Origin of the sequence: Streptomyces sp. NPDC004629, from assembly GCF_042873595.1 — a bacterium.
Taxonomy (GTDB): Bacteria; Actinomycetota; Actinomycetes; order Streptomycetales; family Streptomycetaceae; genus Streptomyces.
This window is the reverse complement of the sequence record NZ_JBIALO010000045.1, coordinates 1-26,796: the sequence shown is the minus strand read 5'-3', so window position 1 is coordinate 26,796 and position 26,796 is coordinate 1. Positions and strand designations below refer to the sequence as shown.

Below are 26,796 nucleotides of genomic sequence, written 5' to 3'. Positions count from 1 at the left end.
CCCCATTGTCACAGACCGGCTTGCGACCGCGAAAACCGCTTTACCCCCCGTGGGATACTGACGGAGACCATCCATCCCCACGAGGAGAACGGCACCCCTTCCTATGGCCTCGGTCACGTCCCTCAGCGACTCCGTACAGCAGCGTCTCGCGGCGGCCCTCTCGGCGGCCCTGCCGGACGCCGACTCCGCGGACCCGCTGCTGCGACGAAGCGACCGGGCGGACTTCCAGGCCAACGGGATCCTGGCGCTCGCCAAGAAGGCCAAGGCGAACCCGCGGGAGCTGGCGGGCGAGGTCGTCTCCCAGGTCGTCACCGGTGACGTGATCGAGGGCATCGAGGTCTCCGGGCCCGGCTTCCTGAACATCACCGTCGGCGACGGCGCGATCACCCGGAACCTCGCGCAGCGGTACGCGGACGAGACGGGCCGCCTCGGCGTGCCCCACGCCCCCGACCCCGGCACGACGGTGATCGACTACGCCCAGCCGAACGTGGCGAAGGAGATGCACGTCGGCCATCTGCGCTCGGCCGTCATCGGCGACGCGGTGGTCCAGATCCTGGAGTTCACCGGCGAGTCCGTGGTCCGCCGTCACCACATCGGCGACTGGGGCACCCAGTTCGGCATGCTCATCCAGTACCTGGACGAGCACCCGCACGAGCTGGACCACAAGGCCGACGACAGCACCGCGGTCTCGGGCGAGGAGGCGATGTCGAACCTCGACCGCCTCTACAAGGCGGCGCGGGGGCTCTTCGACTCCGACGAGGAGTTCAAGACGCGGGCCCGGCGCCGGGTGGTCGACCTCCAGGCCGGCGAACCGAACACGCTCGCCACGTGGCAGCGGTTCGTGGACGAGTCGAAGATCTACTTCTTCTCGGTGTTCGAGAAGCTGGACATGGAGATCCGCGACCCGGACATCGTCGGCGAGTCCGGGTACAACGACATGCTGGCCGAGACCTGCCGCCTGCTGGAGGAGTCCGGCGTGGCGGTCCGCTCCGAGGGCGCGCTCTGCGTGTTCTTCGACGACGTCAAGGGCCCGGACGGCCAGCCGGTCCCGCTGATCGTGCAGAAGTCCGACGGCGGCTACGGCTACGCGGCGACGGACCTGTCGGCGATCCGGGACCGCGTCTTCAACCTGAAGGCGGACACGCTGCTGTACGTGGTCGACGCCCGTCAGTCGCTGCACTTCCGCATGGTCTTCGAGACGGCCCGCCGGGCGGGCTGGCTCAACGAGGACGTGAAGGCGCAGCAGCTGGCGTTCGGCACGGTCCTCGGCAAGGACGGCAAGCCGTTCAAGACGCGTGCGGGCGAGACGGTCCGGCTGGTCGACCTCCTGGACGAGGCGATCGACCGGGCCACGTCGGTCGTCCGCGAGAAGGCCGAGAAGGTGGGCCTGACCGAGGAGGAGATCGTCGAGAACGGCCGGTACGTCGGCATCGGTGCGGTGAAGTACGCGGACCTGTCCACGTCGGCGGTGCGGGACTACAAGTTCGACATCGACCAGATGGTCTCGCTCAACGGCGACACCTCGGTCTACCTCCAGTACGCGTACGCCCGTATCCAGTCGATCCTGCGCAAGGCGGGCGATGCCCGCCCGGCCGCCCACCCGGAGCTGCCGCTGGCGCCGGCGGAGCGCGCGCTGGGCCTGCACCTGGACCAGTTCGCCGAGACGGTCCGCGAGGTGGCCGCGGCGTACGAGCCGCACAAGCTGGCCGCGTACCTGTACCACCTGGCCACGCTGCTGACCACGTTCTACGACCAGTGCCCGGTGCTGAAGGCCGACACCCCGCAGCAGCGGGCGAACCGCCTGTTCCTCGTCGACCTCACGGCCCGCACCCTGCACCGCGGCATGCGCCTGCTGGGCATCCGCACACCCGACCGGCTCTGACCCGCACCCCTGCGGCCAGCCGCGAACGCCCCCGCCGAAACCCGGGTAACCCCCGGACGGCGGGGGCCACTTCGTCATGCCCCGATGGCAGCAACGACCCGCCGGACATCCGACAGGTCGTCCAGCACGACATCAGCACCAGCGTTGCGCAGGTCGCTCGCCGAGGCGCGGCCGGTCGCAACAGCCACCACCCGCACCCCGGCCTCCTGCCCCGCCACCACGTCGGCGCGCGTGTCTCCCAGGAACACGGCGGCTCCCGGAGCGACGGCCGCGCGCTTCAGTGCTGCACGCAGTAGCTCGGGCCGTCCTTCACCGTCCTCGCCGTACGCGCCACCGTCCAGGCTCAGGTAGCTGTCGAGACCGAACACCACCAGCTTCACCTCTGCGGCCCCACGCACGTTGCCCGTCACCACGGACTGGCGCACGCCCTGCTCCGCAACGGCCGACAGGACGGCGGCGGCCCCGGGGAGAGCGTGACCGCGCTCGCGCAGCTCGGCGACACGACGAAGGTGCACGGCCCCGAGCGCTTCGGCGAACGCCGTGAACAGGCCGTCGGTGTAGGGCACATCGTGCAGCCGCGCCGTCTCGCGCAGGATCACCCGTTCCGTGGACCCGGTGACGTCCGCCTGCTCACGCATCCGCACGCCGGTCACCTGGTGAAACGCCTCGGCCCACAGCTCACGTCCGAGGCCCCGCGTCGCCATCAGCGTGTGGTCGATGTCCCACAGAACCAGCTCCGGCACCAGCGTTCCTCTCTCCACGAACTGCACCTCACCGTGTAGCGGGGCAGCCTACGCTCAGAACACAGAGCAAGGAGTGGGCGCATGGTGGCAGCAGACCTTCCCATCGGGGACCGGATCAGGCACTACCGCGGTGGACGCCGACAGGACGCGGTCGCCGGACTGGTCGGCATCTCGCCCGACTACCTGTCGCAGATCGAACGGGGCCTCAAGGTCCCGTCGTTGCCGATCCTGTACGCGCTCGCCCAGGAACTGGGCGTGCCCGCCGCCGCCCTCCTCTCCGAGCAGGCCCCCGCTGAGGAGACCGCGGTGGACACGGCGGAGGCCGCGGTGGGCCGGGCCCTGCTCGGGTACGGGCCCGCGCGCAGCGCCGAACCGGTACCGGCGGCCGTGCTGCGAGACCGGGTGGAGGCGGCGTGGCAGAGCTGGCAGACGGCGGGCGACCGCTTCACCCAGGCAGCCGCCGTGCTGCCTGATCTCGTCGCTGACACCGAGCACGCCGTGCGCACCGCCCGCACCGGGGCCGACATCGACGAACGGCGGGCTGTCCTCCGGGCTGCGGCCGACCTGTACTGCCTGCTCCGTTCGTACCTGCGGCGCACCGGCCGTGTCGACCTCGCAACGCTCACCGCGGACCGGGCGATGCGCGCGGCCGAGGATGCCGACGACCCGCTCCGTATCGCCGCCGCACAGTGGAACCTCGGGCATGTGCTGCTCGCCGCCGGCCAGCCCGGGGAGGCGGAGGAGCTGGCGTTGCGGGCGGTCGAGCAGGTGGCGGCGGCCCGGCTCCCAGAGGTGCAGCGGACCGCAATGAGCGGCGCTCTCCAACTCGTCGCGGTGGTGGGGGCGGCCCGTCGGCGCCGTTGGTGGGAGGCCCGCAAGCGGCTTCGGGAACAGGCGGCGCCCGCGGCCCGCGCGGTACCCGACGGCAGCAACGTCAGTTGGACGGTGTTCGGGCCGACCAACGTGGCACTCCATGCGCTGTCGATCGAGATGGAGGCCGGCGAGACCGGTGAGGCGCTGCACACGGCGGACGCCATCGACACGAGTCCGCTGCCGTCTCTGGAGCGGGAGTTCACGTTCGGGCTGGAGATCGCGGCGTGTCACAGCCAGCGCCGGGACGATGCGGCCGTGCTGCTCGCTCTGCTCGGCCTGGAGGCCATCGCTCCGGAGGATCTGGCGCGGACACAGTTGGCGCGGCAGTTGGTACTGACGGTGATCCGGCGGGCCAGGGCGATGCACGCGCGGCAGGCTGAGCAGTTGGCAGAGCGAATCGGTCTGGTCTAGGCCGAGCTTGTGGTTCACCCGAACTGCCAGTTCGGGTGAGACTGCTGGGGCCTGCCTACGGTCACGGTGTGAGACGGATCACCGCGACCGTGGAGGCGTGACCATGCCGCACGCGACAACCCTGGCGCCCGTGGAAGCAGTCCAGCTGTTACCGCTCCCGCCGATCCGCAACCTGACCGAGGACCAGGTCTGCGGCCGGGCGTGCGTCTGGTGCAGAACAGGCCTGACGGCAGGCGCCGTGATGAGTCTCGGTCCGCGGCGGCGCCCCGGCACGGAGAGCGCCGCCTCCTGGTACCCGCGGGGCTGCCCGCCGTGCGTGCGCGCCGAAGCCCGACACGTCGCCGACCTTCACGCCCGCACCTGCTCCACCTGTCAAAGCCCCCGCGCCTGCTCGACCCGCAGGGAACTGCTCAGCCTCGCCGACCGGGGCCAAGGATGACCGCGCGGGCGACTGCCAGCAGGCGGGGCCTGTGCTCGTGGTGCCGCCGCTTCACCGCCGACATCCGGCTGATCCTGATAGACGACGCAGGGTCTAGCTCGGCCACGCGTGGCCTGTATGCGTGCGGCCCGTGCCGCAAGGCGCGCCGCTTGGTCCCGCTCGCCGACCGGCCATGACCCCACCGCCCGAGCCGCCGCCCGCCGCATCGCTGACCTACGCCCAGTACTCGGGGTGGGCCTGCTGCTGGTGCGCCAAGAGCCTGCTCGACGTGGTCGGCGCCGTGTCCGCGGGCATCGCTCGCGGCCGGGACGGCGTGCACGTCCTCGACATCGAGGTCTACGCCTGCCCCGACTGTGCCGGCCTCATCTCCCGCAGCCCCACGAACCGCCGAGGAGGAACCCCGTGAAGACCGACACGGCCGAGCGCAGCGCAGCAGTCGGACGGCCGTGCCTTGGGCTGCTGCTTGTCCCACCGCGCCATCCGGAGACGGGCGCGCCGCTCTGCGCCGAAGTCACACCGGGCGACGCACTGCCGGAGCCGTACGTCGCTTCGGTCAAGGCGTCCCGGGGAAGGGAGGCGGCGATGCCCATGAGGCCGGACAGTCCGAAGGGCCAGTTCTTCTACGCGCTGGCCCTGGCCGCCCTCATAGGTGCCCTCGTGGCCGGAATCGGCCGCTGACCCCATGACCGGCTCCGGTCGCCCGCGCCCCAGGGAGTGACCGGAGCCCCCAGGCACCCGCCGGCTTCCCGCTCCCGGCTCTCCCCCGCGGAGGACCGGCGGGCCCGGCCCGGCACACCCGGCCCCGTGATGCCCTGCGGTGTGCCGGACCGCCACTCTCGTCTCCTCAAAGGAAGGTTCTCGATCGTGTTGCCTCCGGCCCCGCTAGGTGTTGTTCCGTACATCGCCGGATGGAGTGAGGAAAGGCTCCTGTCGTGTCCGATCACCCGCCGCCCCGGCTTCCCGGGGATCGCGTACGCGGATGAGACGCCGTACGACCGGGACAGTTTCGGTGTGCTCTGGGTCCGGTACGCCCTGCGGTCGAAGCAGCGGCGGGGCAGCCCGCAGCTGCGGAACGTCCACCCCTACCGGCAGCGCCGGGCCATGCTGAACATGATGTGCCAGGTCTGCTCCCGCATGCCGACGGACCCGCACGGCCCGCATCTGTTTCTCCTGCGGGACTCCTGCGGTGCGGTCCGGGAAGGGGAGCGTACGACGAGCCCGCCGGTGTGCGTACCGTGCGCCGGGATCTCCATCCAGCTCTGCCATGCCCTGCGCGGTGGGCGGTTCGTGGCGGCGTGGGCGAGGCGTGTGCCCGCGTGGGGTGTCGTCGGTCCCCTCCACCACCCACAGACACTCCAGCCCATCCCGGGGGCGCACATGGAACAGGTGAAATACGGCTCGCAGTGGGCGCCTTGGGTCCGGGCCGCCCGCACGATGGTGGAACTGCGCGAGGTCACACCGGCAGACCTCGACCAGGAATTCGCGGCCCTCGGCCGCGACCGCCTGGAGAAGGAGTTCACCCGGATCGCAGCACTGACGGCGGTCGCCTGAGGCACCCGTCTCGGGCCGGTCGCGGCGAAGTGACCGGCTCCCCATGCCGCAGGACCCGCAACTGTCCCACCTGGTCCCGGACCTCGAAGTCCCTCGCCCTTTCCGATGCTGGGGGGCCACGACCTCCGGTTCAGGCTGTCCGGCACCGTGGGCGCCACCCCGCGCGGGGAGGTCGCCGACGCCGGCGATGACCGACGGCCGCCTGCCCGGTGGGGGTCCCTGGCCGGGCCGACGGGCCTTGGCCGGGCGACGACCAGCCGCCTGCGGGGACACAGGCGGAAGCCTCAAGGCCGCCCGTGTCCGTTCCATACCCGCGGTGTCTGTGAACGGGCCTTCCGGGGGTCGTAGCGTGGCCGGTGTCGGGCGTGCGGATCCGACCTGCCGGCGGCCGTGGATCCGAGCGGCCCGGGAGGCGGGGGCGCCGTGCCGGGGTGCCCCGCAGGCCGACCGGTCGTCGGTAAAACGGGTGTCGGGGCGGGCGTAGCGTAGACGTCATGACGAAGTACGGATCCTTCCCCAGTACGCGTCCCCGTCGGCTGCGCACCACCCCCACCATGCGCCGCATGGTCGCCGAGACCCGGCTGCACCCGGCGGACTTCATCCTGCCCGCGTTCGTGCGGGAGGGTGTGAGCGAGCCCGTGCCGATCGCCACCATGCCGGGTGTCGTCCAGCACACCCGGGACAGCCTGAAGAAGGCCGCCGCGGAGGCGATCGAGGCGGGGATCTCCGGGATCATGCTGTTCGGGGTGCCCGAGGAGGCCAAGAAGGACGCCGTCGGAACCCCGGGGACCGACCCGGACGGGATCCTCCAGGTCGCGATCCGTGAGGTGCGGGCCGAGGTCGGCGACGACCTGCTCGTCATGTCCGACCTGTGCCTGGACGAGACCACCGACCACGGGCACTGCGGTGTGCTCGACGCGCAGGGGCGTGTCGACAACGACGCCACCCTGGAGCGGTACGCCGAGATGGCCCAGGTGCAGGCCGACGCCGGTGCCCATGTGGTCGGGCCCAGCGGGATGATGGACGGGCAGATCGGGGTCGTCCGGGACGCCCTGGACCAGATCGGACGGGAGGACGTGGCGGTCCTCGCCTACACCGCCAAGTACTCGTCCGCCTTCTACGGGCCCTTCCGTGAGGCCGTCGCCTCCTCGCTCAAGGGCGACCGCAAGACATACCAGCAGGACCCCGCCAACTGGCGTGAATCGCTCAGGGAGTTGGCGCTGGACCTGGAGGAGGGGGCCGACATGGTGATGGTGAAGCCGGCCGGGCCCTACCTCGACATCCTGGCCCGGGTCGCCGACGCCGTGGACGTGCCCGTCGCCGCCTACCAGATCTCCGGCGAGTACTCGATGATCGAGGCCGCCGCGGAGAAGGGCTGGGTCGACCGGGACCAGGCGATCATCGAGACGCTGACCGGTATCAAGCGGGCCGGGGCGCGCACCATCCTCACCTACTGGGCCGTCGAGGCGGCCCGGCGGCTGCGCTGACCATCCCCTCCGTGGCCGGTCGGACACGGTTCGAGGTCGGTCCGGTACCGAACCGGCGGCGGGGCGGTCTCGGTGTGCCTGCGATTCGGCCACGAAACGAACTCGGTGGCCGAAACGCCCGGGGGCCGGCCGGGGAATCCGGGGTGATCAAGGGTGAGTCTGTCCTGAAATCGGCGTAGATCCACGGGTGTTCGTCGTCCGTGGGCGAGGCGTCCCAGGTCGGCGACCGGCGCGACAGGTTCCTGCCAACGTCCATATCCTCTGCGTCTGGCCTGATCCGTTCCGGTGGGCCCCGGACGTCAATCCCTGGGGGACGTTATGAACTGGTACATCGAGGTGCTCAAGAAGTACGCGGTCTTCGAGGGGCGGGCACGCCGCCAGGAGTACTGGATGTTCGCGCTGTTCAATGTGATCATCGCCATCGTGCTCGCCATCGTGGACGTCATCCTGGGCACCCAGATCCCGTCCCTCATCTACACCTTGGCGGTCCTGCTGCCCGGCCTCGGTGTCTCGGTCCGCCGGCTGCACGACACGGGCCGCAGCGGCTGGTGGCTGCTCATCGGGATCATCCCGGTGGTGGGCTTCATCGTGCTGCTGGTCTTCACGGTCAGCGAGGGCACGCGCGGTCAGAACGAGTACGGCGCGGACCCGAAGGGCGGCGGGTACGCCCCGGCGCACAGCTGACGCCCGTGGCGCGCACGCGCCCGACCCGCCGAAGGCCGTCCGGTCCGCTCACCGGGCGGCCTTCCGGCTGTCCGCGTCCGCGAGATGACCGGCCGCCGGCGCCTGCCGCGCGGTGGCGGGGGTACGGTCCGACGGCCCCTCGTCGCGGAGCCCCGTTCCGTCGTGACATCCGCTCAGGGTCAGGGCGACGAGGGCGGCCAGGGCGACGAGCGCCGCGCGGGCGCCGTGTGCGGGCATGGGTCCTCCCGGCGGTGGGGGCGAAGGGCGCGGGCCCAGCGTGCGGCGTGCGGTGGCGGCGGCGCCATGGCCGGGGGCGAAGTGGGGACGCCGCGGGACGGGTCCGCGCCCTGAGCTGCCCGGACCGGCCCGTCCCGGACCGAGGGACGGGACACGGGAAGACCCACCGGACCCAGGACCCGACACCCCCACCCACCTGAGGCACACCGCCTGCTTGACATCCTTGACCCGGTCTTCACCCGCCGGACTGGCCTGGAGCGGCCTGCGGGCCGGGTCGGTATGGAGGGGGCGGGCCGGGGTGGTGGGTCAGTCCCACCAGAAGGACCAGGTGCGTTCGGATATCAGGGTTTCGGCGTAGTCGGCCAGGTTGTCTCGGCCGTTCTGGGTGAGGTTGTCCGGACAGAACGCGAAGTGCTCGGCCGCCAGCGCCTCTGCCTCGGCCCGGGCGGCGGGCGGTGCGGCCACGGAGACGACCAGTGTGTCGAAGCCGAGGGCGACCACCCGTATCCCGAAGCGGTCCTCCCACGAGCGCAGCACCGCGCAGAGCCGGGCGACATCGTTCTCGTGGTTGACCGGGCCGGTCCAGCCGATGGCGGCGGGGATGTCGGCGGAGCGGCGGGCCGGGACGAGCGCCAGATGCGGGTCCTTGAACCCGGCGTGCGAGCGGTCGCCCGCGTCGGCGCCGCTCAGCAGATCGGCGACCCGGGCGGCGCAGACCCCGGGCTCGACGGTGAGCGACCCGGCGGAAGCCAGTCCGGGCCAGTCCGCCCCGAACGGCGCGAGGAGCCGGGCCAGTTCGGGATCGAACCCGTCCTCCTCGCCGTCGTCGCCCATGGCTTCCCAGCATTCCGCGAGCACGTCCTCGGCGTCGTGGTCCCCCGGGTACGAGGTGTCCGCCGGGGACAACTGCCACCGCTCCGGGCCGCCTTGGGGGCCGCCCAGATCGACGAGTACGGGCAGCAGGCCCACCCGGCTGGCCGGTGTGCCCAGCGCCGCCCAACTGCCGGGCGAGGCCGACTTGTCGGCATGCCACAGCAGAGGCTCCCGCCAGGGCCCGTCGTCCGTCGCGTCGATCAGTCTCCCGGGCGGGAGCCGGAGCCCCAGGGAACGCCCGCTCGGGTCGGCCGCCAGCTTGGGCAGCGGATTGGGAAGAGTCGCCATCCCGCGACTTTAAGGGGAGGCAGTGACAACACGAACGGCGCTCGCCGGAAGGTCTTGAGTTCTGGTGGTCGTCGCAACCGTGCGTGCCGTACGGCGTTCGCGGCGCGTTCGGCCGCGACCAGCCGGGCTGGGTCCAACGGCAGCCCCCCGCCGGGCGGTTGCTTCGCTGTGAGCAGCCGGGCGAGCCGCGCGCCGCGCCGGGTTACGGGCAAACGGCACGGAGGCGCCCCGGCCCCGGTCACCCCCGCTACGCAGAAACGGTTCGCCGTACCGCATCGGAGTCATTCCGCTGCGGTACGACGAACCGTGCCGGGGGCGAGCCGTCAGCCGGAGTTGCGCCGTCTGCGTGCCCCCGGTCGCCGCTCGCTGGGCCGCGTCACCGGGTCCCCGGCCTCCAGCGCGGCGGCCCGCCGCCGCGCGCCGAAGTCCGCCAGCGCCTCCGCCAGCCGGTGCACGGACGGCTCCGGAGCCATCACGTCCACCCGCAGGCCGTGCTCCTCCGCGGTCTTCGCCGTGGCGGGACCGATACACGCGATCACGGTCACGTTGTGCGGCTTGCCCGCGATGCCCACCAGGTTCCGCACGGTCGAGGACGACGTGAACAGCACGGCGTCGAAGCCACCGCCCTTGATCGCCTCCCGGGTCTCCGCCGGCGGCGGCGAGGCCCGCACGGTCCGGTAGGCGGTGACGTCATCGACCTCCCAGCCCAGCTCGATCAGCCCGGCGACCAGGGTCTCGGTGGCGATGTCGGCCCGCGGCAGAAAGACACGGTCGATCGGGTCGAAGACCGGGTCGTACGGCGGCCAGTCCTCCAGGAGCCCCGCGGCCGACTGCTCCCCGCTCGGCACCAGGTCCGGCTTCACACCGAAGGCGATCAGCGCCTTCGCCGTCTGCTCCCCCACCGCGGCGACCTTGATCCCCGCGAAGGCCCGCGCGTCGAGGCCGTACTCCTCGAACTTCTCGCGCACCGCCTTCACGGCGTTGACGGAGGTGAAGGCGATCCACTCGTACCGCCCGGTCACCAGGCCCTTCACGGCCCGCTCCATCTGCTGCGGTGTCCGCGGCGGCTCGACGGCGATCGTCGGCACCTCGTGCGGCACGGCCCCGTAGGACCGCAGCTGGTCGGAGAGCGACGCCGCCTGCTCCTTCGTACGCGGCACGAGGACCCGCCAGCCGAACAGCGGCTTGGACTCGAACCACGACAGCTGGTCGCGCTGGGCGGCGGCAAAACGCTCACCGACCACGGCTATCACCGGCCGCCCGCCGTCCGGGGACGGCAGCACCTTCGCCTGCTTCAGGGTCTGCGCGATGGTCCCGAGGGTGGCGGTCCAGGTGCGCTGCCGGGTCGTCGTGCCGGCGACGGTCACCGTCATCGGGGTGTCCGGCTTGCGGCCCGCGGCCACCAGCTCACCGGCCGCGGCGGCCACCGAGTCCAGCGAGACCGACACGACGACCGTGCCGTCCGACGCGCCCACCTCGGTCCAGCACCGGTCGGAGGCGGTACGGGCGTCCACGAACCGGACGTCGGCGCCCTGCGCGTCCCGCAGCGGAACACCCGCGTACGCGGGCACGCCGACCGCAGCCGCGATGCCGGGGACCACCTCGAAGGGCACCCCGGCCGCGGCGCACGCCAGCATCTCCTCGGCGGCGTACGTGTCGAGCCCGGGGTCCCCGGACACCGCACGGACGACCCGCCTGCCGCCCCGCGCGGCCTCCATGACAAGATGTGCGGCATCCCGCGTCGGCGGGACCGCAGCGGTTGTTGACGCAGCGTCAACAACCGCGCGTTGAGACGTGCCCGGGCCCGGCTGCGTATCAGTGGAAGGATCCGCGTCGACACGCAGGACGGAGACGCCCTGCCTGGCGTGGGCACGGACCACGTCCAGCACGTCGTGCTCGACGACGAGGACGTCCGCGTTCGCCAGCGCCTCCACGGCGCGCAGCGTCAGCAGTCCCGGATCCCCGGGTCCGGCACCCAGGAAGGTGACGTGACCGAGTTCAAGGCCGGTGGGAAGGGTGGTGGGGCTCAATGTGCTCGCTCCCCCATCAGACCGGCCGCGCCCTGGGCGAGCATCTCGGTGGCGAGTTCGCGACCGAGCGTCACTGCCTGGTCGTCCGTCTCGGGCACGGGACCGGTGGTGGACAACTGCACCGTGCGGGCGCCGTCGGTCGTGCCGACGACCCCCCGCAGGCGCATTTCCTTGACAATCTGCCCGTCGGCATGGGGGTCCCCCCGCTCAAGCGGAGCCAAGAGTGGGGGAAGGTGGTCGGCCAGTGCGCCAACAGGGGCGCTGCAGCCGGCCTCCAGGGCGGCGAGCAGTGAACGCTCGGCGGTGACGGCGACCCGCGTGCACGGGTCGTCGAGTTCGCCGAGCAGGGCGATCAGTTCCGCGTTGTCCGCGGCGCACTCGATCGCCAGGGCCCCCTGGCCGGGGGCGGGCAAAATCGTGTCGACCGACAGGAAGTCGGTCACCTCGTCGATACGGCCGAGGCGGCTCAGGCCTGCGGCGGCCAGCACCACGGCGTCCAGCTCGCCGCTGCGGACGTATCCGATGCGGGTGTCGACGTTGCCGCGTATCGGTATCGTCTCGATGCCCAGCCCGTGGCCGCGCGCATACGCGTTCAGCTGGGCCATGCGGCGCGGCGAGCCGGTGCCGATGCGCGCCCCGCGGGGCAGGTCGGTGAGCTTCAGCCCGTCCCGGGCGACCATCACATCGCGCGGGTCCTCGCGTCCGGGCACGGCGGCCAGCGCCAGCTCCTCGGGTTGCGTGGTCGGCAGGTCCTTGAGCGAGTGCACGGCGAGGTCCACCTCGCCCCGGTGCAGTGCCTCGCGCAACGCGGCCACGAACACGCCCGTGCCGCCGATCTGCGCCAGGTGCTCCCGGGAGGTGTCGCCGTACGTGGTGATCTCGACCAGTTCCACGGGCCGTCCGGTCACCCGGCTCAGGGCGTCCGCCACCTGCCCGGACTGGGCCATGGCGAGCTTGCTCCGCCTGGTCCCGAGCCGCAGCGCCGCTGTCTTGCTCATGCTGGCCCTCGGTTCTTCTTGTCTGTGCTTTCCTCGGCCCGGGAGACGGAGGCCACCGTCTCGGGGTCGAGGTCGAAAAGGGTCCGCAGCGCGTCCGCGTACCCGGCGCCGCCGGGCTCGGCCGCGAGCTGCTTGACCCGTACGGTCGGCGCGTGCAGCAGCTTGTCGACCACCCGGTGCACGGCCTGCCTGATCTCACCGCGCTGGCGTTCGTCAAGGTCGGGGAGCCGTCCGTGGAGCCGGGCGATCTCCCCCGCGACGACGTCGGCGGCCATGGTGCGCAGGGCGACCACGGTCGGCGTGATGTGCGCCGCGCGCTGCGCCGCCCCGAAGGCCGCGACCTCGTCGGAGACGATACGCCGGACCTGGTCGGCGTCTGCCGCCATCGGGGCGTCCGCGGACGCGTCGGCCAGCGACTCGATGTCCACCAGCCGCGCCCCGGCCAGCCGGTGCACGGCCGCGTCGATGTCGCGGGGCATGGCGAGGTCGAGGAGGTAGAGGGCGGGCGCCGGACGCGGCACCTCGGCGACCGGTTCGGGCCTGCGGCGCTCGGGGACGCGCCCGGCCACCGCGACGGTGGCGGCCAGCGCGGCGATGGCGTCGGCGTCGTCGGCCGGGTCGCTCTCGCTGCCCGGCCTGCGCTGCGCGCGGCCGGTCGCGTCGCCCTTGTCGACCCAGACCGCGTGCTGCTCCAGCTCGGCGGCCGCCATACCGGCCACGGCCGCCTCGCCCAGCACGGAGAAGGCGGCGGTGCCCTGCACGGCCGACAGGTCGAGCGGGCAGTTCTCCTCACGATCGTCACCGGCCGACCCGACCGACCCGGACAAGGCCGCCGTGTCGCGCGCGCCGGGGCCACGGTCCTGAGCACCGTCGTACGGCCCGGCCGGAGCGGCTTCGGCGGACCCGGCGGCTCCGGCGACCGTACGACCCCCGGCGCCGGCCCGGGTGGCCGCAGCGGCCGTACGGCCGTCGGCGTCGGAGGCGGTCGCGCCCGTACGGCCCTCGACGCCCGCGGCGATCGTCTCCGCCGTCAGGACGAGCCCGGTCGCGCCGGTGCAGGAGACGGCGACATCGGCACGTGTCAGCTCGGCCGGCACCGCTTCCATCGGTACCGCGCGGGCCACCACGTCCGTGTCGCCGGCCGCCGCGAGGATCTGCGCGAGCCGCTCGGCACGCTCGACGGTCCGGTTGGCGACGACGACCTCGGCGACACCGGCCCGCGCGAGCGTGGCCGCGGCCAGCGAGGACATCGAGCCGGCTCCGATGACCAGTGCCTTCTTGCCGCGCGCCCAGGACTGCACCGCCGTGCCCGCGGCCAGCTGCTCCAGGCCGAAGCTGACCAGGGACTGCCCGGCGCGGTCGATGCCGGTCTCGGAGTGCGCGCGCTTGCCGACCCTGAGCGCCTGCTGGAACAGATCGTTCAGCAGGCGTCCGGCGGTGTGCAGCTCCTGCGCCCTGGCCAGGGAGTCCTTGATCTGGCCGAGGATCTGGCCCTCGCCGACGACCATCGAGTCCAGTCCGCAGGCCACCGAGAAGAGGTGGTGCACGGCCCGGTCCTCGTAGTGCACGTAGAGGTGGGGGGTCAGCTCGTCCAGGCCCACCCCGCTGTGCTGGGCGAGCAGCGTGGACAGCTCGGCGACGCCGGCGTGGAACTTGTCCACGTCCGCGTACAGCTCGATGCGGTTGCAGGTGGCCAGCACGGCGGCCTCGGCGGCCGGTTCGGTGGCGACCGTGTCCTGCAACAGTTTGACCTGGGCGTCCCCGGTGAGCGCGGCCCGTTCCAGGACGCTCACCGGGGAGCTACGGTGGCTCAGCCCGACGACGAGGAGACTCATGCCGGCATCACGGCGGGTACGTCCCCGTCGGGCCCCTGGTCGGTGGACTCCTTGCGGGTGGCCACGACCGGTCCCGCACCGTTGGGCGTGGCCTCCTCGCCGGCCTTGCGCTGCTCGTGGAAGGCGAGGATCTGCAGCTCGATGGAGAGGTCGACCTTGCGCACGTCGACGCCGTCCGGGACGGACAGCACAGTCGGCGCGAAGTTCAGGATGGAGGTGACACCGGCGGCGACCAGGCGGTCGCAGACCTGCTGGGCAGCGCCCGCCGGGGTGGCGATCACGCCGATCGACACGCCGTTGTCCTCGATGATCTGCTCAAGGTCGTCGGTGTGCTGGACGGGGATGCCCGCGACGGGCTTGCCCGCCATCGCCGGGTCCGCGTCGATGAGCGCGGCGACCCGGAAGCCACGCGAAGCGAAACCGCCGTAATTGGCCAGCGCAGCGCCCAGATTACCGATGCCGACGATCACAACCGGCCAGTCCTGGGTCAGGCCCAGTTCGCGGGAGATCTGGTAGACGAGATACTCGACGTCGTAGCCCACGCCCCGGGTCCCGTAGGAGCCGAGGTAGGAGAAGTCCTTGCGCAGCTTCGCGGAGTTGACCCCCGCGGCGGCGGCCAGCTCCTCGGAGGAGACCGTGGGTACCGAACGCTCGGACAGCGCCGTCAGGGCGCGGAGGTACAGCGGAAGCCTGGCGACGGTGGCCTCGGGGATTCCTCGGCTACGGGTCGCCGGTCGGTGAGTTCGGCCAGTTGCCACGGTGCTCCTGCGGGTAGAGCGGGGCTGCGGGCGGTCATACGTCCCCGGACCGCCCCGTCCACAGCAGGCTATGTCTTTGTGAACGCGTGCACAAAGATGGTGTCCGATTTGTCCGGCCAACGTGACCGGGGTCACGCGCCCAGGGCGCGACCGTATGGAACCGGCGCACCTGCGGCGATGCTGCTCTGCCGATGGGGGCAAAACCGAACACTCTCCTCAATGAATCCCGCCCCCGAGACCAAACGTGCTCGATCCTAGGCGACTTTCCCGGCCACTTTCCCGGCCGCTTCCCAGCTGATTCCCGGCCGCTTCGCGGCCGCTTCCCGGACAGTCGGACTAGCCGGTCAGTTCTTTTCGCAGCCGGTCCTCGTTCACCCGCCAGAAGGTGTGCTGTGCCCCGTCGACGAGCACCACCGGGATCTGCTCCCAGTACTGCTCGTGCAGGCGCGCGTCCTCGGTGATGTCCTGCTGCTCCCAGGACACTCCGAGTTCGCCGCACACCCGCTCGACCACGGCTTGCGCGTCATCGCACAGATGACACCCGGGCTTGCGGATCAGGGTGACGCGCCGGTCCTCGGGGGCCGGCTTCCTTCGGAAGAGGGGACTCATACCGGCCATTCTCGCGCGCTCCCGGTCACTTCGGGACCAGTTGTCGCCTCGGTTCTTTAACGGCTCGGTCGAGGAGAGTTCACACCGTCCAAACCTCACGACTCCGGAAGCACCGAACAAACTGGCTATGCTCACGTCCATGGCCGCTCTCGGATGGCTCACTCCCCGTAGGCGCTCCGCCACGGCGCGGAGCGTGTTGGCAGGCGAGGCCTCGGCGGAGGCAGCGCGCAAGTCCTCGCAGGACACCCAGGACGTCCACGACGTCCAGGACACCACGGACGCCGCCGCGCGGGAACCCGAGTTCCCGGTGCTCGGCGACGACCGGGCCGCGGCCTTCTTCGACCTGGACAACACCGTGATGCAGGGCGCCGCGCTGTTCCACTTCGGCCGGGGCCTGTACAAGCGGAAGTTCTTCGAGACCCGCGACCTCGCCAAGTTCGCCTGGCAGCAGGCGTGGTTCCGGCTGGCCGGCGTCGAGGACCCCGAGCACATGCAGGACGCCCGCGACTCCGCGCTGTCCATCGTCAAGGGCCACCGCGTCGCCGAGCTCCAGTCGATCGGCGAGGAGATCTACGACGAGTACATGGCCGAACGCATCTGGCCGGGCACCCGGGCGCTGGCCCAGGCCCACCTGGACGCGGGCCAGAAGGTGTGGCTGGTCACGGCCGCCCCGGTGGAGATCGCCACGGTCATCGCCCGCCGGCTCGGCCTGACCGGTGCGCTCGGTACGGTCGCCGAGTCCGTCGACGGGATCTACACCGGCAAGCTGGTCGGCGAGCCGCTGCACGGCCCGGCCAAGGCCGAGGCGGTCCGCGCGCTGGCGGCGGCGGAGGGCCTGGACCTCGCCCGGTGCGCCGCCTACAGCGACTCGCACAACGACATCCCGATGCTGTCGCTGGTCGGCCACCCCTACGCGATCAACCCGGACACCAAGCTGCGCAAGCACGCTCGCGAGAAGGACTGGCGGCTGCGCGACTACCGCACGGGCCGCAAGGCGGCGAAGGTCGGCATCCCCGCGGCGGCGGGCGTGGGCGCGGTGGCGGGCGGCACGGCCGCGGCGATCGCGCTGCACCGGCGCCGTCGGTAATGGCCGGCACCGGCGCACCGTCGGCGGGTGCCGGGCACCGGCGCCCGCATGATGCCTCACGCACCCCAACACGCCCCCCACTCCGCCGAAACGCGCACTTTTCTGATCAACAAGCGGTCAATCTGCGACACTTGATGGTGCGTCAATCGGTTACGGAAGCGACGTAATCGATGATTTGAGCAACTGGGCGTAGCAGCACCTGCACGAAGCGTTATTCTCCTCAGACGCAAACCGGTACCCCTTCCGTCGCCACGACGGGTGAACGGTCCCGCACTGCACGTGATGGAAGCTCTGCCTCTGGGAGTCCCGTGTACCCACACGTCGGGGTTGACGCCTCGGGCCTGGCTACGCTGCGCACAACGGTCGCTACGGCCCAAGAACTGCTGCGCGGCCTCGGCCCGGCCGCGCATGCCGTCCCCGCCTTCGCCACCGCCGCACCCGTAGGCCCGTGCTACGCACTCGCCGACGGCATCGAGCAGGCGCCCGCGCGCAGCGCGGTCGTCGAGGGGCGGCGCTCGGGCGACGGACGGGTGGCCGGCAGACGGGGGCGCGCGTCCGGCGCGGCCACCGCCCGCCGGCCGGCCGCGGACAGCGACAGCGCCCGGATGATGGACCTTGTCGAGCGCGCACAGGCCGGCGAGGCCGAGGCGTTCGGCCGCCTCTACGACCAGTACAGCGACACCGTTTACCGCTACATCTACTACCGGGTGGGCGGCAAGGCGACCGCCGAGGACCTCACAAGCGAGACCTTTCTGCGGGCCCTTCGCCGCATCGGCACCTTCACCTGGCAGGGCCGCGACTTCGGCGCCTGGCTGGTCACCATCGCCCGCAACCTGGTCGCCGACCACTTCAAGTCCAGCCGCTTCCGGCTGGAGGTCACCACCGGCGAGATGCTCGACGCCAACGAGGTGGAACGATCCCCCGAGGACTCCGTCCTGGAGTCCCTGTCCAACGCGGCCCTGCTCGACGCCGTAAGACGACTCAACCCCCAACAACAGGAGTGCGTGACGCTTCGCTTCCTTCAGGGCCTCTCGGTCGCGGAGACCGCCCGTGTGATGGGCAAGAACGAGGGCGCCATCAAGACGCTCCAGTACCGGGCCGTGCGCACCCTCGCCCGGCTCCTGCCGGACGACGCACGCTGACGCCCGGCCGGACATCGCCACCGTGTGCGATGTCCAACTCACGTTCAGTGAAAGCCCATTGACTTTCCCAGCCGATCATCCGTCGTCCGTAACCCAAGTGCCGCGCCAGTCGTTGTGCGGGATACAGGCTCCCTGTGGTCACGTTCTGGCCGACCCTGATCACCTGATCGTGTGGAAGTGGTCATGGGCGTGCAACCCTCAGGACCCCCTGGGGAGTCGACCGTCATGACGAGAGGAGGTGCCGCCAGTGATCGCGAACGTATCGGCGCACCGGCGGGCGAACGCCTTCGCCCAGGCCCTGGAGGAGCAGTCCGCCCGGGACACGGCGGCCGAGCAGTCCGAGGGGCCGGCTCCGGCCGGCGAACGGACGGAGCAGGGCGAGTTGTTGGCCCTCGCCACGGGACTCGGCGCACTGCCCAAGCCGCACCTCGACCCGGAGGTCAAGGTCGTCCAGCGGGCCCAGCTCGTGGCCGCGATGGAGGCCATGCTTCGGGAGGGCGGCGCGACCGGAGCGACCGACCCTACGGTGCCCGCACAGAGGTCCCATCGGGCCGAAGGGGCGCACCGGGCCGGCCCGCTGGGGAAGTTGCGACCGCGCACCCGGCTGACCAAGGGGCTGGCCGCGGGCGGACTCAGCGTCGGAGTGGCCGCCGGAGCCTTCGGGGGCGTCGCCGCCGCGAGTTCCGACGCCCTGCCCGGCGATTCGCTGTACGGCCTCAAGCGGGGCATCGAAGAGTTCAAACTCAACTACCTGACCGACGGGGACGACGAACGCGGCCAGACCTACCTCGACCAGGCCTCGACCCGGCTGAGCGAGGCCCGGCGGCTGCTGGAGCGCGGCCGCGGCGGCCACCTCGACCACGAGTCGATCGGCGAGATCCGCCGCACCCTGTCGGGCATGCGGCAAGACGTCACCGAGGGCCACCGCCTGCTGCACGAGGCGTACGAGCGTGACCCCGACTCGCTCGGCCCCATCCAGGCCCTGTCCACCTTCTCCAGCTCCCACCGCGACGTGTGGGGCGCGGTGCGCGACAGGCTTCCGGTCCAGCTCGGGGATGTCAGCGAACAGGTCTCGTCGGTCTTCGACGCCATAGACGAAGAGGTCGCCCCGCTCCAGTCCCTGCTCCCGCAGAACCCCGCCAGGACCGGCGAGGACGCGCAGCAGAGCCCCGGCTCCTCGCCCGACAGTTCCTCCGGCACCCGCCACTCGACCACGCCCAGCGCCGGTCACGGCTCGACCCCCGGCGGTGACTCCAGCAGCAGCCCGAGCGACTCGGCCACCGGCAGCACGGAGGAGGGCCTGCTCGGGGGCAGCACGGGCGGACTCCTCGACCCGCCGGAGAGCAGCGACAGCGCCTCCCCGTCCACCAGCAGAACTCCCAGCAGCGAGCCGGATGTCACCCTCCCGCCCCTGCTGCCCGGCCTGCTGCCCGGCCTGGGCATCGACAGCGAGGACGCGAACTAAGCGCTCCGCTGGAGATGCCGCGCTGTGCCGTCGGTCGTCTGCGGCGCCGTCGTGGCTGGTCGCGCAGTTCCCCGCGCCCCTTTCGGGGCGCTGTCGAACCGCAGCGGACTTCACTGGAGCTGCTGAGGCGGCAGCGCCCCATGGTGGGCCCCTCCCGTGAGGGGCCCACCATCATGCGACACCGGTCAGTTGAGGGCAGGACCTCAGAAGAACACCGACCGGCGCTGCACCAGCAGCTTGTACAGCGTGTGCTGGATCTGCTCGCGGACCTGGTCGGTCAGATTGAACATCAGCATCGGGTCGTCCGCGGCCTCCGGCGGATAGCCGTCCGTCGGGATCGGCTCGCCGAACTGGATCGTCCACTTCGTCGGCAACGGGACCGCGCCCAGCGGCCCCAGCCACGGGAAGGTCGGCGTCAGCGGGAAGTACGGAAAGCCCAGCAGCCGCGCCACGGTCCTGGCATTGCCGATCATCGGGTAGATCTCCTCCGCCCCGACGATCGAGCAGGGGACGATCGGCGTGGCCTTGCGCAGCGCCGTGGAGACGAAGCCGCCCCGCCCGAACCGCTGGAGCTTGTAACGCTCGCTGAAGGGCTTGCCGATGCCCTTGAAGCCCTCCGGCATCACCCCGACCAGCTCCCCCGCCCCCAGCAGCCGCTCGGCGTCCTCCGTGCAGGCCAGGGTGTGGCCCAGCTTGCGGGCGAGTTCGTTGACCACCGGCAGCGCGAAGACCAGGTCGGCCGCGAGCAGCCGCAGATGCCGGCCCGCCGGATGGTGGTCGTGCACGGCGACCTGCATCATCAGCCCGTCCAGCGGCAGCGTCCCGGAGTGGTTGGCGACGATCAGGGCGCCGCCCTCGGCCGGGACGTTCTCGATGCCCTTCACATCGACCCGGAAGTACTGCTCGTACACCGGGCGCAGCAGGGACATCAGGACCTGGTCGGTCAGCTCCTCGTCGTAGCCGAAGTCGTCGACCTCGTAGTCCCCGGTCAGCCGCCGGCGCAGAAAGGCCAGGCCGCTCGCCACCCGCTGCTCCAGGCCGCGGTCCCGCGGCTGCGGTGGCTGTTCCTCTCCGGTCACGGGAACATCATCCGGCGCCGGGACCCGTCCCGGGAGGGGCTGGACCTCGCGCACCACCGCGCTCTCGCCGGAGCGCCGGCTGCCCGCGCTCCGGCGCCGCGTGGACCGGGCCACGGCGGATCCGCGGGACCGGTCGTCGTCGAACGGAATGACCTTGGCGTCCGGCATCGTTGCTGCGCTCCTCAATCGGCGCTCTGCGTCTGGGGGTGGCCGCCGCTTCGCAGGGACAGCGCGGCGATCCGGTCGACGGCCCCGGCCAGGGACTCCGGCGGCAGCAGCCCGGGACCGCGGCTGCGCGCGAAGTCCGCGAAGGTCTCCGCCGTCGTGTACTTCGGCTGGAAGCCGAGGGTCTCGCGCATCTGGTCCGTCGACACGACCCGGCCGTGGGTGAGCAACCGGATCTGCTCGGGTGAAAAGTCCGTCATGCCCAGGGTACGCACCAATGAGCCGGTCCAGGTGACCGCGGGCAGCAGCAGCGGCACCGTGGGCCGCCCGAGGCGCCTGGAGCACTGCGAGAGCAGCAGGACACCGGCGCCGGCGATGTTGAAGGTGCCGCTGTTGAGCGTGGACCGGGCCGGCTCGTGCGCGGCGATCCGCAGCACGTCGATCACGTCGTCCTCGTGCACGAACTGCAGCCGCGGGTCGTAGCCGAACACGGTCGGCAGAACGGGCAGCGAGAAGTACGCGGCCAGGGGCGTGTCGGCGGTGGGCCCCAGGATGTTGGCGAACCGCAGGACGCACACGGCCACGTCGGGCCGTCGCCGCGCGAAGCCGCGCACATACCCCTCGACCTCCACCGCGTCCTTGGCGAAGCCCCCGCTGGGCAGCGACTTGGGCGGGGTGGTCTCGGTGAACACGGCGGGGTCGCGGGACGCCGATCCGTACACATTGGTGCTGGATTTGACCACCAGGCGCCGCACGGCCGGCGACTTCTGACAGGCCCCGAGCAGTTGCATGGTGCCGATGACGTTGGTCTCCTTGACCGTGGCCCGGCTGCCGCTGCCCAGCGCCATGCCCGTCACGTCCAGGTGCACGACCGTGTCGGCGGCGGTCTCGGCGAGGACGCGGGCGATGGTGGGCTGCCGGATGTCGGCCTGGACGAAGTCGGCCCCGCCGAGGTGATGCTCGGGCGGCACCGCGTCCACGGCGACGACCCGGTCCACCTGGGGGTCACGCTGGATCCGCCGGACGAAACGGCCGCCCAGCTGCCGGGCCACGCCGGTCACGAGCACGACCTTCCCCAAGATCAGCGCCTTTCTTCCGTATGTCCCCGTGTTCGAGTCAACTTAGCGGGTCGACGTTGCGCTGTGATGACCACTCGATGCTGGAGGCGGCGGAAATTCCCCAGTCGGAATATGCCTGTGGCCCCCCACCGCTCCCGGTGGGGGGCCACAGACGCAGCTCTCGCGGCTTGCGTCGACCTTACTTCTTGTTACGACGCTGAACGCGCGTGCGCTTGAGCAGCTTGCGGTGCTTCTTCTTCGCCATCCGCTTGCGCCGCTTCTTGATAACAGAGCCCACGACTACCCTCGCTCACTTCTCATCACTCGGTGCTGGGCGCCATGGGCCCATACGACCTACGAGGGGCTAGCCTACCCGCCCGAGGGCTGAGGTCGTAATCGAGGTGCTCCGGGCGGTCACCCGGAGCCGCCGTCAAGCCGTTTCGACCCCCACATAGCTCTCGCGGAGGTACTCGTGGACCGCTTGCTCCGGGACACGGAACGACCGTCCCACCCGGATCGCGGGCAGATGACCGCTGTGCACCAACCGGTACACGGTCATCTTCGACACGCGCATCACCGCGGCGACCTCCGCCACGGTAAGGAATACGACCTCGTTCAGAGGCCTCTCGCCAGCAGCCATGACACACCTGAACCTTCCGCACTCGACGGCCACCGGCTTCCCCTTCCGGTGACTCTTCGTCGTTGCGTGCTCACTCCCCAGACTAGATGCGGGTGATGCGAGTGGGGAAGAGGTGCACCCATCGGCGGCCTACTGTGACAGACACGCTCGATTGAGTACGTAGCGGGTAAGCGGGCGGTAGTAAGCAGACCGCACCGCGTCATCAAGTGGAACGACGACGGACACTCGCCCCTCGGCCTCACCCACGAACGGCGCGGGGTCGTCGGTGTCCGCAAGGCCCATCGCCTCGAACCCCAGTTGACCTGCTCCGCAGACCCAGCCGTGGTCTCCGATCACCAGCTCGGGCAGCGGCCCGCCGGCCTCCGCCGCGGCGGCCAGCACGGTCCGAACCGGCAGCGGGGAGTGGGTGTGCGCGCCGGGCTCACCACCGGGGCGTTCGGCACCGGCCGGGCGGACCAGCGCGACTCCCCGTACGTAATCAAGGTTGTGGGTACGTAGTCCGAACCGGGTCGTTATGTCGACACAGCGACCCTGCGCGGGGGTGAGGACGTCACATCCCGCCGCCGACAGGGCGTCCGCCAAGGCTGCGTAGAACCCGAGCAGACGGTGCGGGTGCCCGGTGCCGAACAGCACCGGGGTGCCACGCCGGGCCGCGACCCCGATGCGCTCCGCGAAGACGTCCAGCGCGGCGAGGGTCAGCTCCGGGTCAATCACATCATGGCCGGATGTGTGCCGGGGATCAGCCGAAACCCCACATCGCCTCGCCATCAGCTCGATCAACTCCCGCTGTCCCCAGGTCAGTTCGGGATCGATGCCGATCAGCACACGGGGATCACGAGCAGCGAAGAGCCGATAACTACGCAGGCTCTCCTCCCGCGAGGTGGCCACCGGCCCGGCGAGACGGGCGGCCAACAGATGCGCACGAAGCGCTCCAACGCTCAACACACCAGCGATCCTGACGGACCACACCCCCCACCACCCCCAAAACCCCCCAACAACCCCACACTTGGCCCAACGCCCCGCGCCCGAAGGAGCGCGGGGCTGTATCGACATGCGGCTCCGCCGCGCGGGCGCGACCAGCCACAACGGCGCCGCAGCCGAACAACAACACGGCACCGCCCGCCCACACGACCAGGCACGGCCAGCCACAAGGAAGCCGCAGCCGAACAACAACGCAGCACGGCCCGACCAGCGGAGCGCTGTGGTTACGCCAACAGCCCCCGCAGCGGGAACACCGCCCGGCGGGTCGCCCGTACGGCCTGGTCCAGTCGGTCGGCGGGGTCGTACCCCGACTCCCAGTCGGCCCACGACACGGGCCAGCGCCCGTCGGTCATCCGCATCGGCCCCAACTGCCGCGTACGGGCGTAGACATCCTGCCGCCACCCCTCGGGGATCACGGTCTCCGGCGCCACGGGACGCCCCGCGGCGATCCCCACCAGATGCGTCCACGAGCGCGGCACGACGTCCACCACCTCGTACCCGCCTCCGCCCAGCGCCACCCACCGACCGCCCGCGTACTCGTGCGCCAGGTCATGGCACGCCACCTGCACGGCCCGCTGCGCGTCCAGCGAGACCGCCAGATGGGCCAGCGGATCCTCGAAGTGCGTATCGGCCCCGTGCTGCGTCACCAGCACCTCGGGCCGGAAGTCGGCCACCAGCTCCGGCACCACGGCGTGGAACGCCCGCAGCCACCCCTCGTCCCCGGTACCGGCCGGCAGCGCCAGGTTCACCGCGGATCCCGCCGCCGACTCCGCCCCGGTCTCCTCCGGCCACCCGGTCTGCGGGAACAGCGTCCGCGGGTGTTCGTGCAGCGAGATCGTCAGCACCCGCGGATCCTCCCAGAACGCCGCCTGCACCCCGTCCCCGTGGTGCACGTCCACGTCCACGTACGCGATCCGCTCGGCCCCCAGCTCCAGCAGCCGCGCGATCGCCAGCGCCGCGTCGTTGTAGATGCAGAACCCCGACGCGGCCCCGGGCATCGCGTGGTGCAGCCCGCCCGCGAAGTTCACCGCGTGCGCCGCGTCCCCGTGCCACACCGCCTCCGCGGCCGCCACCGACTGCCCGGCGATCAGCGCGGACACCTCGTGCATCCCGGCGAACGCGGGATCGTCCACCGTCCCCAGTCCGTACGAACCGTCCGCCGACCCGGGATCCGCCGAGGCCGCCTTCACCGCCTCGATGTAGTCCTCCCGGTGGACCAGCCGCAGCGTGGACTCCCCCGCCGGTTTTGCCGCGACGACCTGCACGGCGCGGTCGAGCCCGAGGGCGCCCACCAGTCTCCGGGTCAGCTCCAGCCGGACCGGGTCCATCGGATGGCCCGGGCCGAAGTCATAGCCCGTTACTGCCTCGTCCCACATCAGCTGTGCGCGGCCGCTCATGCCGGCCACCGTATCGGTCCGGCCGGGCCTCGAACGACCTGGCGTACACCGACGTCACCAGCACCAACACCATCGGCACAAGCATCGCCCAGCGGTAGCCCCAGGCGTCGCCGAGTACCCCCACCAACGGCGAACCGATCAGAAAACCCACGTAGTTGAAGATGTTGAGCCGGGCGATCGCCGCGTCCGAAGCCCCCGGGAACAACCGCCCGGCCGCCGCGAACGTCTGCGGCACCAGCACGCACAGACCCAGCCCCAGCAGGGTGAATCCCAGCATCCCGACCCATGCGCCCGGCGCCGCCGACACCACCGCGAACCCGGCCGCCGCCACCAGCGACCCCAGCCGTACGACCGCCGCCGCCCCGAACCGCCGCACCCCGAAGTCCCCCACGGACCGGCCCACGAGCGTCGTCACCATGTACACGTTGTACGGCACCGTCGCCAGTTGCTCCGAACTCCCCAGCACGTCCTTCAGGTACTTCGCGCTCCAGTTGGACACGGTCGAGTCCCCGATGTACGCGAAGGTCATCACCAGACACAGCGGGAGCAGCACGCGGAAGACGACACTCCCGCCCCCCGCTCCGCCCTTCCCCTCCTCCGGGCCTGTCCTGCCGGTCCCGTCCGCCGTGGGCGCCGGATTCCCGTCCAGGTACCACCGGCTGCCCACCAGGACCGCAGGCAGCAGCACGGCCACCACCGGCAGGTACGACACCCACAGCGCCAGCTGCCAGTGCGCCCCCGCCCAGGCCAGCGAGGCCCCCACGATCCCGCCCAGGCTGAACACCGCATGGAAGCTGAGCATGATGCTGCGCCCGTACGCCCGTTGCAGGCTCACCCCGAGCATGTTCATCGAGGCGTCCAGCGCACCGACGGCCAGCCCGAACGTCGCCAGCGCCACCGCAAGCCAGGCCAGATCACCACCGGCGCCCACGGCGAGCAGCGCCAGCAGCACCACGGGCTGGGACCAGCGCAGCACTCGGCTGGGCCGCATCCGCCTCACCAAGTGCTCGGTGGTCACACTGCCGACCCCGGCGAGGACCGGTACGGCGGCCAGGAAAACGGGCAGCAGCGCGTCGGAGACGCCGTACCGGTCCTGGATGGCCGGAATGCGCGTGACGAGGAGGGCGAACGCGGCGCCCTGGGCGAAGAAACCGAACGCCAACGAGGCCCTGCCGCGCCGCAGCACATCTGTCATGGCCGCGAGCGTAGGGCTCCGGCATACCCGTGGGTAGGTCCAGCCAAAGGTGAATTTTCCTCACCTTCGCCCCGGGCGGATGCCCAGGGTCATATCAGCAGGTCGGCCAACTGTTGCATGTCGGAGAAGAGTTGCCCGGCACCCGTCAGCTTCTCCGGTGGGGTCATGACGGTGAACCCGTACACATCCATCCCGGCCGCGACGGCCGCCCGCACGCCCAGCGGACTGTCCTCCACGACGACACACCGCTGCGGAGCGACCCCCATCCGCTCGGCCGCGTACAGGAACAGGTCCGGCGCCGGCTTCCCGCGCCCCACGTCCTGCGAGCTGAAGATCCTGGAGTCCTCGAACCATCTGTCGAGCCCGGTCGTCCGATGCCCCACCCGGATCCGCTCATGGCTCCCGGAAGACGCCACGCAGTACGGCACCCCGTCCGCGGCCAGCTTCTCCAGCACGCCGCCGACCCCGCTCACCGGCTTCAAATCCTGCTCGAACGCGGCGAACACGCGCGCGTGGAAGACGTCGTCGAAGTCCGCAGGCAGCCGCTGCCCGGTCCGCTCCGCCACCAGATCGTGCACGCGGTGCATGGCGGCCCCCATGTAGTCCCGCAGGGAGTCCTCGTAGGAGGTCGGATGACCCAGTTCGGTGAGGTAGGCGGCCAGCAGCCGGTTGGAGATGGGCTCGCTGTCCACGAGCACACCGTCGTTGTCAAAGATGACCAGGTCATAGCGCATGCCTCGACCCTAAACGCAGAAAACCCCGCATTCAAAGAATGCGGGGTTTTCCCACGATTAGTTCGGCGGTGTCCTACTCTCCCACAGGGTCCCCCCTGCAGTACCATCGGCGCTGTAAGGCTTAGCTTCCGGGTTCGAAATGTAACCGGGCGTTT

At 71.3% G+C, this 26,796-nt stretch carries 26 protein-coding genes and 1 rRNA gene; 10 read left to right on the top strand and 17 right to left on the bottom strand.

Features of this window, described 5'->3' with window-relative positions:
* Positions 1-103: 103 nt before the first annotated feature.
* Positions 104-1,882: an arginine--tRNA ligase gene (gene argS / locus ACFYTE_RS38965; RefSeq protein ID WP_388721338.1), complete on the top strand. Its 1,779-nt coding sequence runs from the start codon at positions 104-106 to the stop codon at positions 1,880-1,882.
* Positions 1,883-1,956: 74 nt separating this feature from the next.
* On the opposite strand, the gene ACFYTE_RS38960 is transcribed toward argS, so the two are convergent.
* Entirely contained in the window at positions 1,957-2,625 is a 669-nt protein-coding gene (locus ACFYTE_RS38960; protein WP_388721401.1) for an HAD family hydrolase, read from the bottom strand.
* An 81-nt stretch (positions 2,626-2,706) separates the two neighbouring features.
* Here ACFYTE_RS38960 and ACFYTE_RS38955 point away from each other — a divergent pair, with 81 nt between their 5' ends.
* The 6 genes from ACFYTE_RS38955 (at position 2,707) to ACFYTE_RS38930 (ending at position 8,070) form a co-directional block, all read left to right on the top strand.
* A complete protein-coding gene (locus ACFYTE_RS38955) occupies positions 2,707-3,909 on the top strand; it encodes a helix-turn-helix domain-containing protein (protein ID WP_388721335.1) in 1,203 nt (400 codons plus the stop codon).
* Between the two features lie 611 nt (positions 3,910-4,520).
* Positions 4,521-4,754 (top strand): hypothetical protein, encoded by a 234-nt coding sequence (locus ACFYTE_RS38950; RefSeq protein ID WP_388721332.1) that lies wholly within the window; start codon positions 4,521-4,523, stop codon positions 4,752-4,754.
* Entirely contained in the window at positions 4,751-5,026 is a 276-nt protein-coding gene (locus ACFYTE_RS38945; protein ID WP_388721330.1) for a hypothetical protein, read from the top strand. Before ACFYTE_RS38950 ends, ACFYTE_RS38945 begins: the two co-directional genes overlap by 4 nt.
* 333 nt (positions 5,027-5,359) lie before the next feature.
* Positions 5,360-5,899 (top strand): hypothetical protein, encoded by a 540-nt coding sequence (locus ACFYTE_RS38940; protein ID WP_388721327.1) that lies wholly within the window; start codon positions 5,360-5,362, stop codon positions 5,897-5,899.
* Positions 5,900-6,393: 494 nt separating this feature from the next.
* On the top strand, positions 6,394-7,386 hold the full coding sequence (gene hemB, locus ACFYTE_RS38935) for a porphobilinogen synthase (protein WP_388721324.1): 993 nt from the start codon (positions 6,394-6,396) through the stop codon (positions 7,384-7,386).
* Positions 7,387-7,704: 318 nt separating this feature from the next.
* The gene (locus ACFYTE_RS38930) at positions 7,705-8,070 is read left to right on the top strand and encodes a DUF805 domain-containing protein (RefSeq protein ID WP_351743079.1); all 366 of its coding nucleotides are present in this window, start codon (positions 7,705-7,707) and stop codon (positions 8,068-8,070) included.
* Between the two features lie 48 nt (positions 8,071-8,118).
* Here ACFYTE_RS38930 and ACFYTE_RS38925 read toward each other — a convergent pair whose 3' ends face one another.
* From ACFYTE_RS38925 to ACFYTE_RS38895, 7 genes are all read right to left on the bottom strand, one after another.
* On the bottom strand, positions 8,119-8,307 hold the full coding sequence (locus ACFYTE_RS38925; RefSeq protein WP_388721321.1) for a hypothetical protein: 189 nt from the start codon (positions 8,305-8,307) through the stop codon (positions 8,119-8,121).
* A 306-nt stretch (positions 8,308-8,613) separates the two neighbouring features.
* Positions 8,614-9,468 (bottom strand): DUF4253 domain-containing protein, encoded by an 855-nt coding sequence (locus ACFYTE_RS38920; RefSeq protein WP_388721318.1) that lies wholly within the window; start codon positions 9,466-9,468, stop codon positions 8,614-8,616.
* Positions 9,469-9,791: 323 nt separating this feature from the next.
* The gene (locus tag ACFYTE_RS38915) at positions 9,792-11,498 is read right to left on the bottom strand and encodes a uroporphyrinogen-III synthase (RefSeq protein ID WP_388721314.1); all 1,707 of its coding nucleotides are present in this window, start codon (positions 11,496-11,498) and stop codon (positions 9,792-9,794) included.
* A complete protein-coding gene (gene hemC / locus ACFYTE_RS38910; RefSeq protein WP_388721311.1) occupies positions 11,495-12,496 on the bottom strand; it encodes a hydroxymethylbilane synthase in 1,002 nt (333 codons plus the stop codon). The genes ACFYTE_RS38915 and hemC overlap by 4 nt, the downstream gene beginning before the upstream one ends.
* Positions 12,493-14,331 carry a glutamyl-tRNA reductase gene (locus ACFYTE_RS38905; protein WP_388721306.1) on the bottom strand — a complete coding sequence of 613 codons (1,839 nt, stop codon included), beginning with the start codon at positions 14,329-14,331 and terminating at the stop codon, positions 12,493-12,495. The genes hemC and ACFYTE_RS38905 overlap by 4 nt, the downstream gene beginning before the upstream one ends.
* Positions 14,328-15,089 (bottom strand): redox-sensing transcriptional repressor Rex, encoded by a 762-nt coding sequence (locus ACFYTE_RS38900; RefSeq protein ID WP_388721303.1) that lies wholly within the window; start codon positions 15,087-15,089, stop codon positions 14,328-14,330. Before ACFYTE_RS38900 ends, ACFYTE_RS38905 begins: the two co-directional genes overlap by 4 nt.
* A gap of 336 nt (positions 15,090-15,425) precedes the next feature.
* Positions 15,426-15,707: a glutaredoxin family protein gene (locus ACFYTE_RS38895; protein WP_388721301.1), complete on the bottom strand. Its 282-nt coding sequence runs from the start codon at positions 15,705-15,707 to the stop codon at positions 15,426-15,428.
* Positions 15,708-15,837: 130 nt separating this feature from the next.
* Here ACFYTE_RS38895 and ACFYTE_RS38890 point away from each other — a divergent pair, with 130 nt between their 5' ends.
* From ACFYTE_RS38890 to ACFYTE_RS38880, 3 genes are all read left to right on the top strand, one after another.
* On the top strand, positions 15,838-16,785 hold the full coding sequence (locus tag ACFYTE_RS38890) for an HAD family hydrolase (protein ID WP_388721298.1): 948 nt from the start codon (positions 15,838-15,840) through the stop codon (positions 16,783-16,785).
* Positions 16,786-17,093: 308 nt separating this feature from the next.
* Complete coding sequence (locus ACFYTE_RS38885; protein ID WP_388721295.1) at positions 17,094-17,927, top strand: ECF subfamily RNA polymerase sigma factor, BldN family; 834 nt, start codon at positions 17,094-17,096, stop codon at positions 17,925-17,927.
* A 247-nt stretch (positions 17,928-18,174) separates the two neighbouring features.
* A complete protein-coding gene (locus ACFYTE_RS38880; RefSeq protein WP_388721292.1) occupies positions 18,175-19,392 on the top strand; it encodes a DUF5667 domain-containing protein in 1,218 nt (405 codons plus the stop codon).
* Positions 19,393-19,595: 203 nt separating this feature from the next.
* Here the strand turns inward: ACFYTE_RS38880 and ACFYTE_RS38875 are convergent, their stop codons facing one another.
* The 9 genes from ACFYTE_RS38875 to rrf all read right to left on the bottom strand — a co-directional run.
* Entirely contained in the window at positions 19,596-20,639 is a 1,044-nt protein-coding gene (locus ACFYTE_RS38875; RefSeq protein WP_388721289.1) for a lysophospholipid acyltransferase family protein, read from the bottom strand.
* 14 nt (positions 20,640-20,653) lie between these two features.
* Complete coding sequence (locus tag ACFYTE_RS38870) at positions 20,654-21,715, bottom strand: NAD-dependent epimerase/dehydratase family protein (protein WP_388721286.1); 1,062 nt, start codon at positions 21,713-21,715, stop codon at positions 20,654-20,656.
* Positions 21,716-21,893: 178 nt separating this feature from the next.
* Complete coding sequence (locus ACFYTE_RS38865; RefSeq protein ID WP_003948845.1) at positions 21,894-21,992, bottom strand: 30S ribosomal protein bS22; 99 nt, start codon at positions 21,990-21,992, stop codon at positions 21,894-21,896.
* 132 nt (positions 21,993-22,124) lie between these two features.
* Positions 22,125-22,334 carry a helix-turn-helix domain-containing protein gene (locus ACFYTE_RS38860; protein ID WP_067299677.1) on the bottom strand — a complete coding sequence of 70 codons (210 nt, stop codon included), beginning with the start codon at positions 22,332-22,334 and terminating at the stop codon, positions 22,125-22,127.
* 129 nt (positions 22,335-22,463) lie between these two features.
* Positions 22,464-23,279 (bottom strand): phosphatase, encoded by an 816-nt coding sequence (locus ACFYTE_RS38855; RefSeq protein ID WP_388721282.1) that lies wholly within the window; start codon positions 23,277-23,279, stop codon positions 22,464-22,466.
* 260 nt (positions 23,280-23,539) lie between these two features.
* On the bottom strand, positions 23,540-24,712 hold the full coding sequence (locus ACFYTE_RS38850) for an acetoin utilization protein AcuC (RefSeq protein ID WP_388721279.1): 1,173 nt from the start codon (positions 24,710-24,712) through the stop codon (positions 23,540-23,542).
* Positions 24,663-25,907, bottom strand: coding sequence for an MFS transporter (locus ACFYTE_RS38845; RefSeq protein WP_388721276.1), 1,245 nt, complete (start codon positions 25,905-25,907; stop codon positions 24,663-24,665). Before ACFYTE_RS38845 ends, ACFYTE_RS38850 begins: the two co-directional genes overlap by 50 nt.
* Before the next feature lie 89 nt (positions 25,908-25,996).
* Positions 25,997-26,641: an HAD family hydrolase gene (locus ACFYTE_RS38840; RefSeq protein WP_388721273.1), complete on the bottom strand. Its 645-nt coding sequence runs from the start codon at positions 26,639-26,641 to the stop codon at positions 25,997-25,999.
* A gap of 60 nt (positions 26,642-26,701) precedes the next feature.
* Positions 26,702-26,796: ribosomal RNA gene (gene rrf / locus ACFYTE_RS38835) — 5S ribosomal RNA — on the bottom strand; the annotation flags it as partial.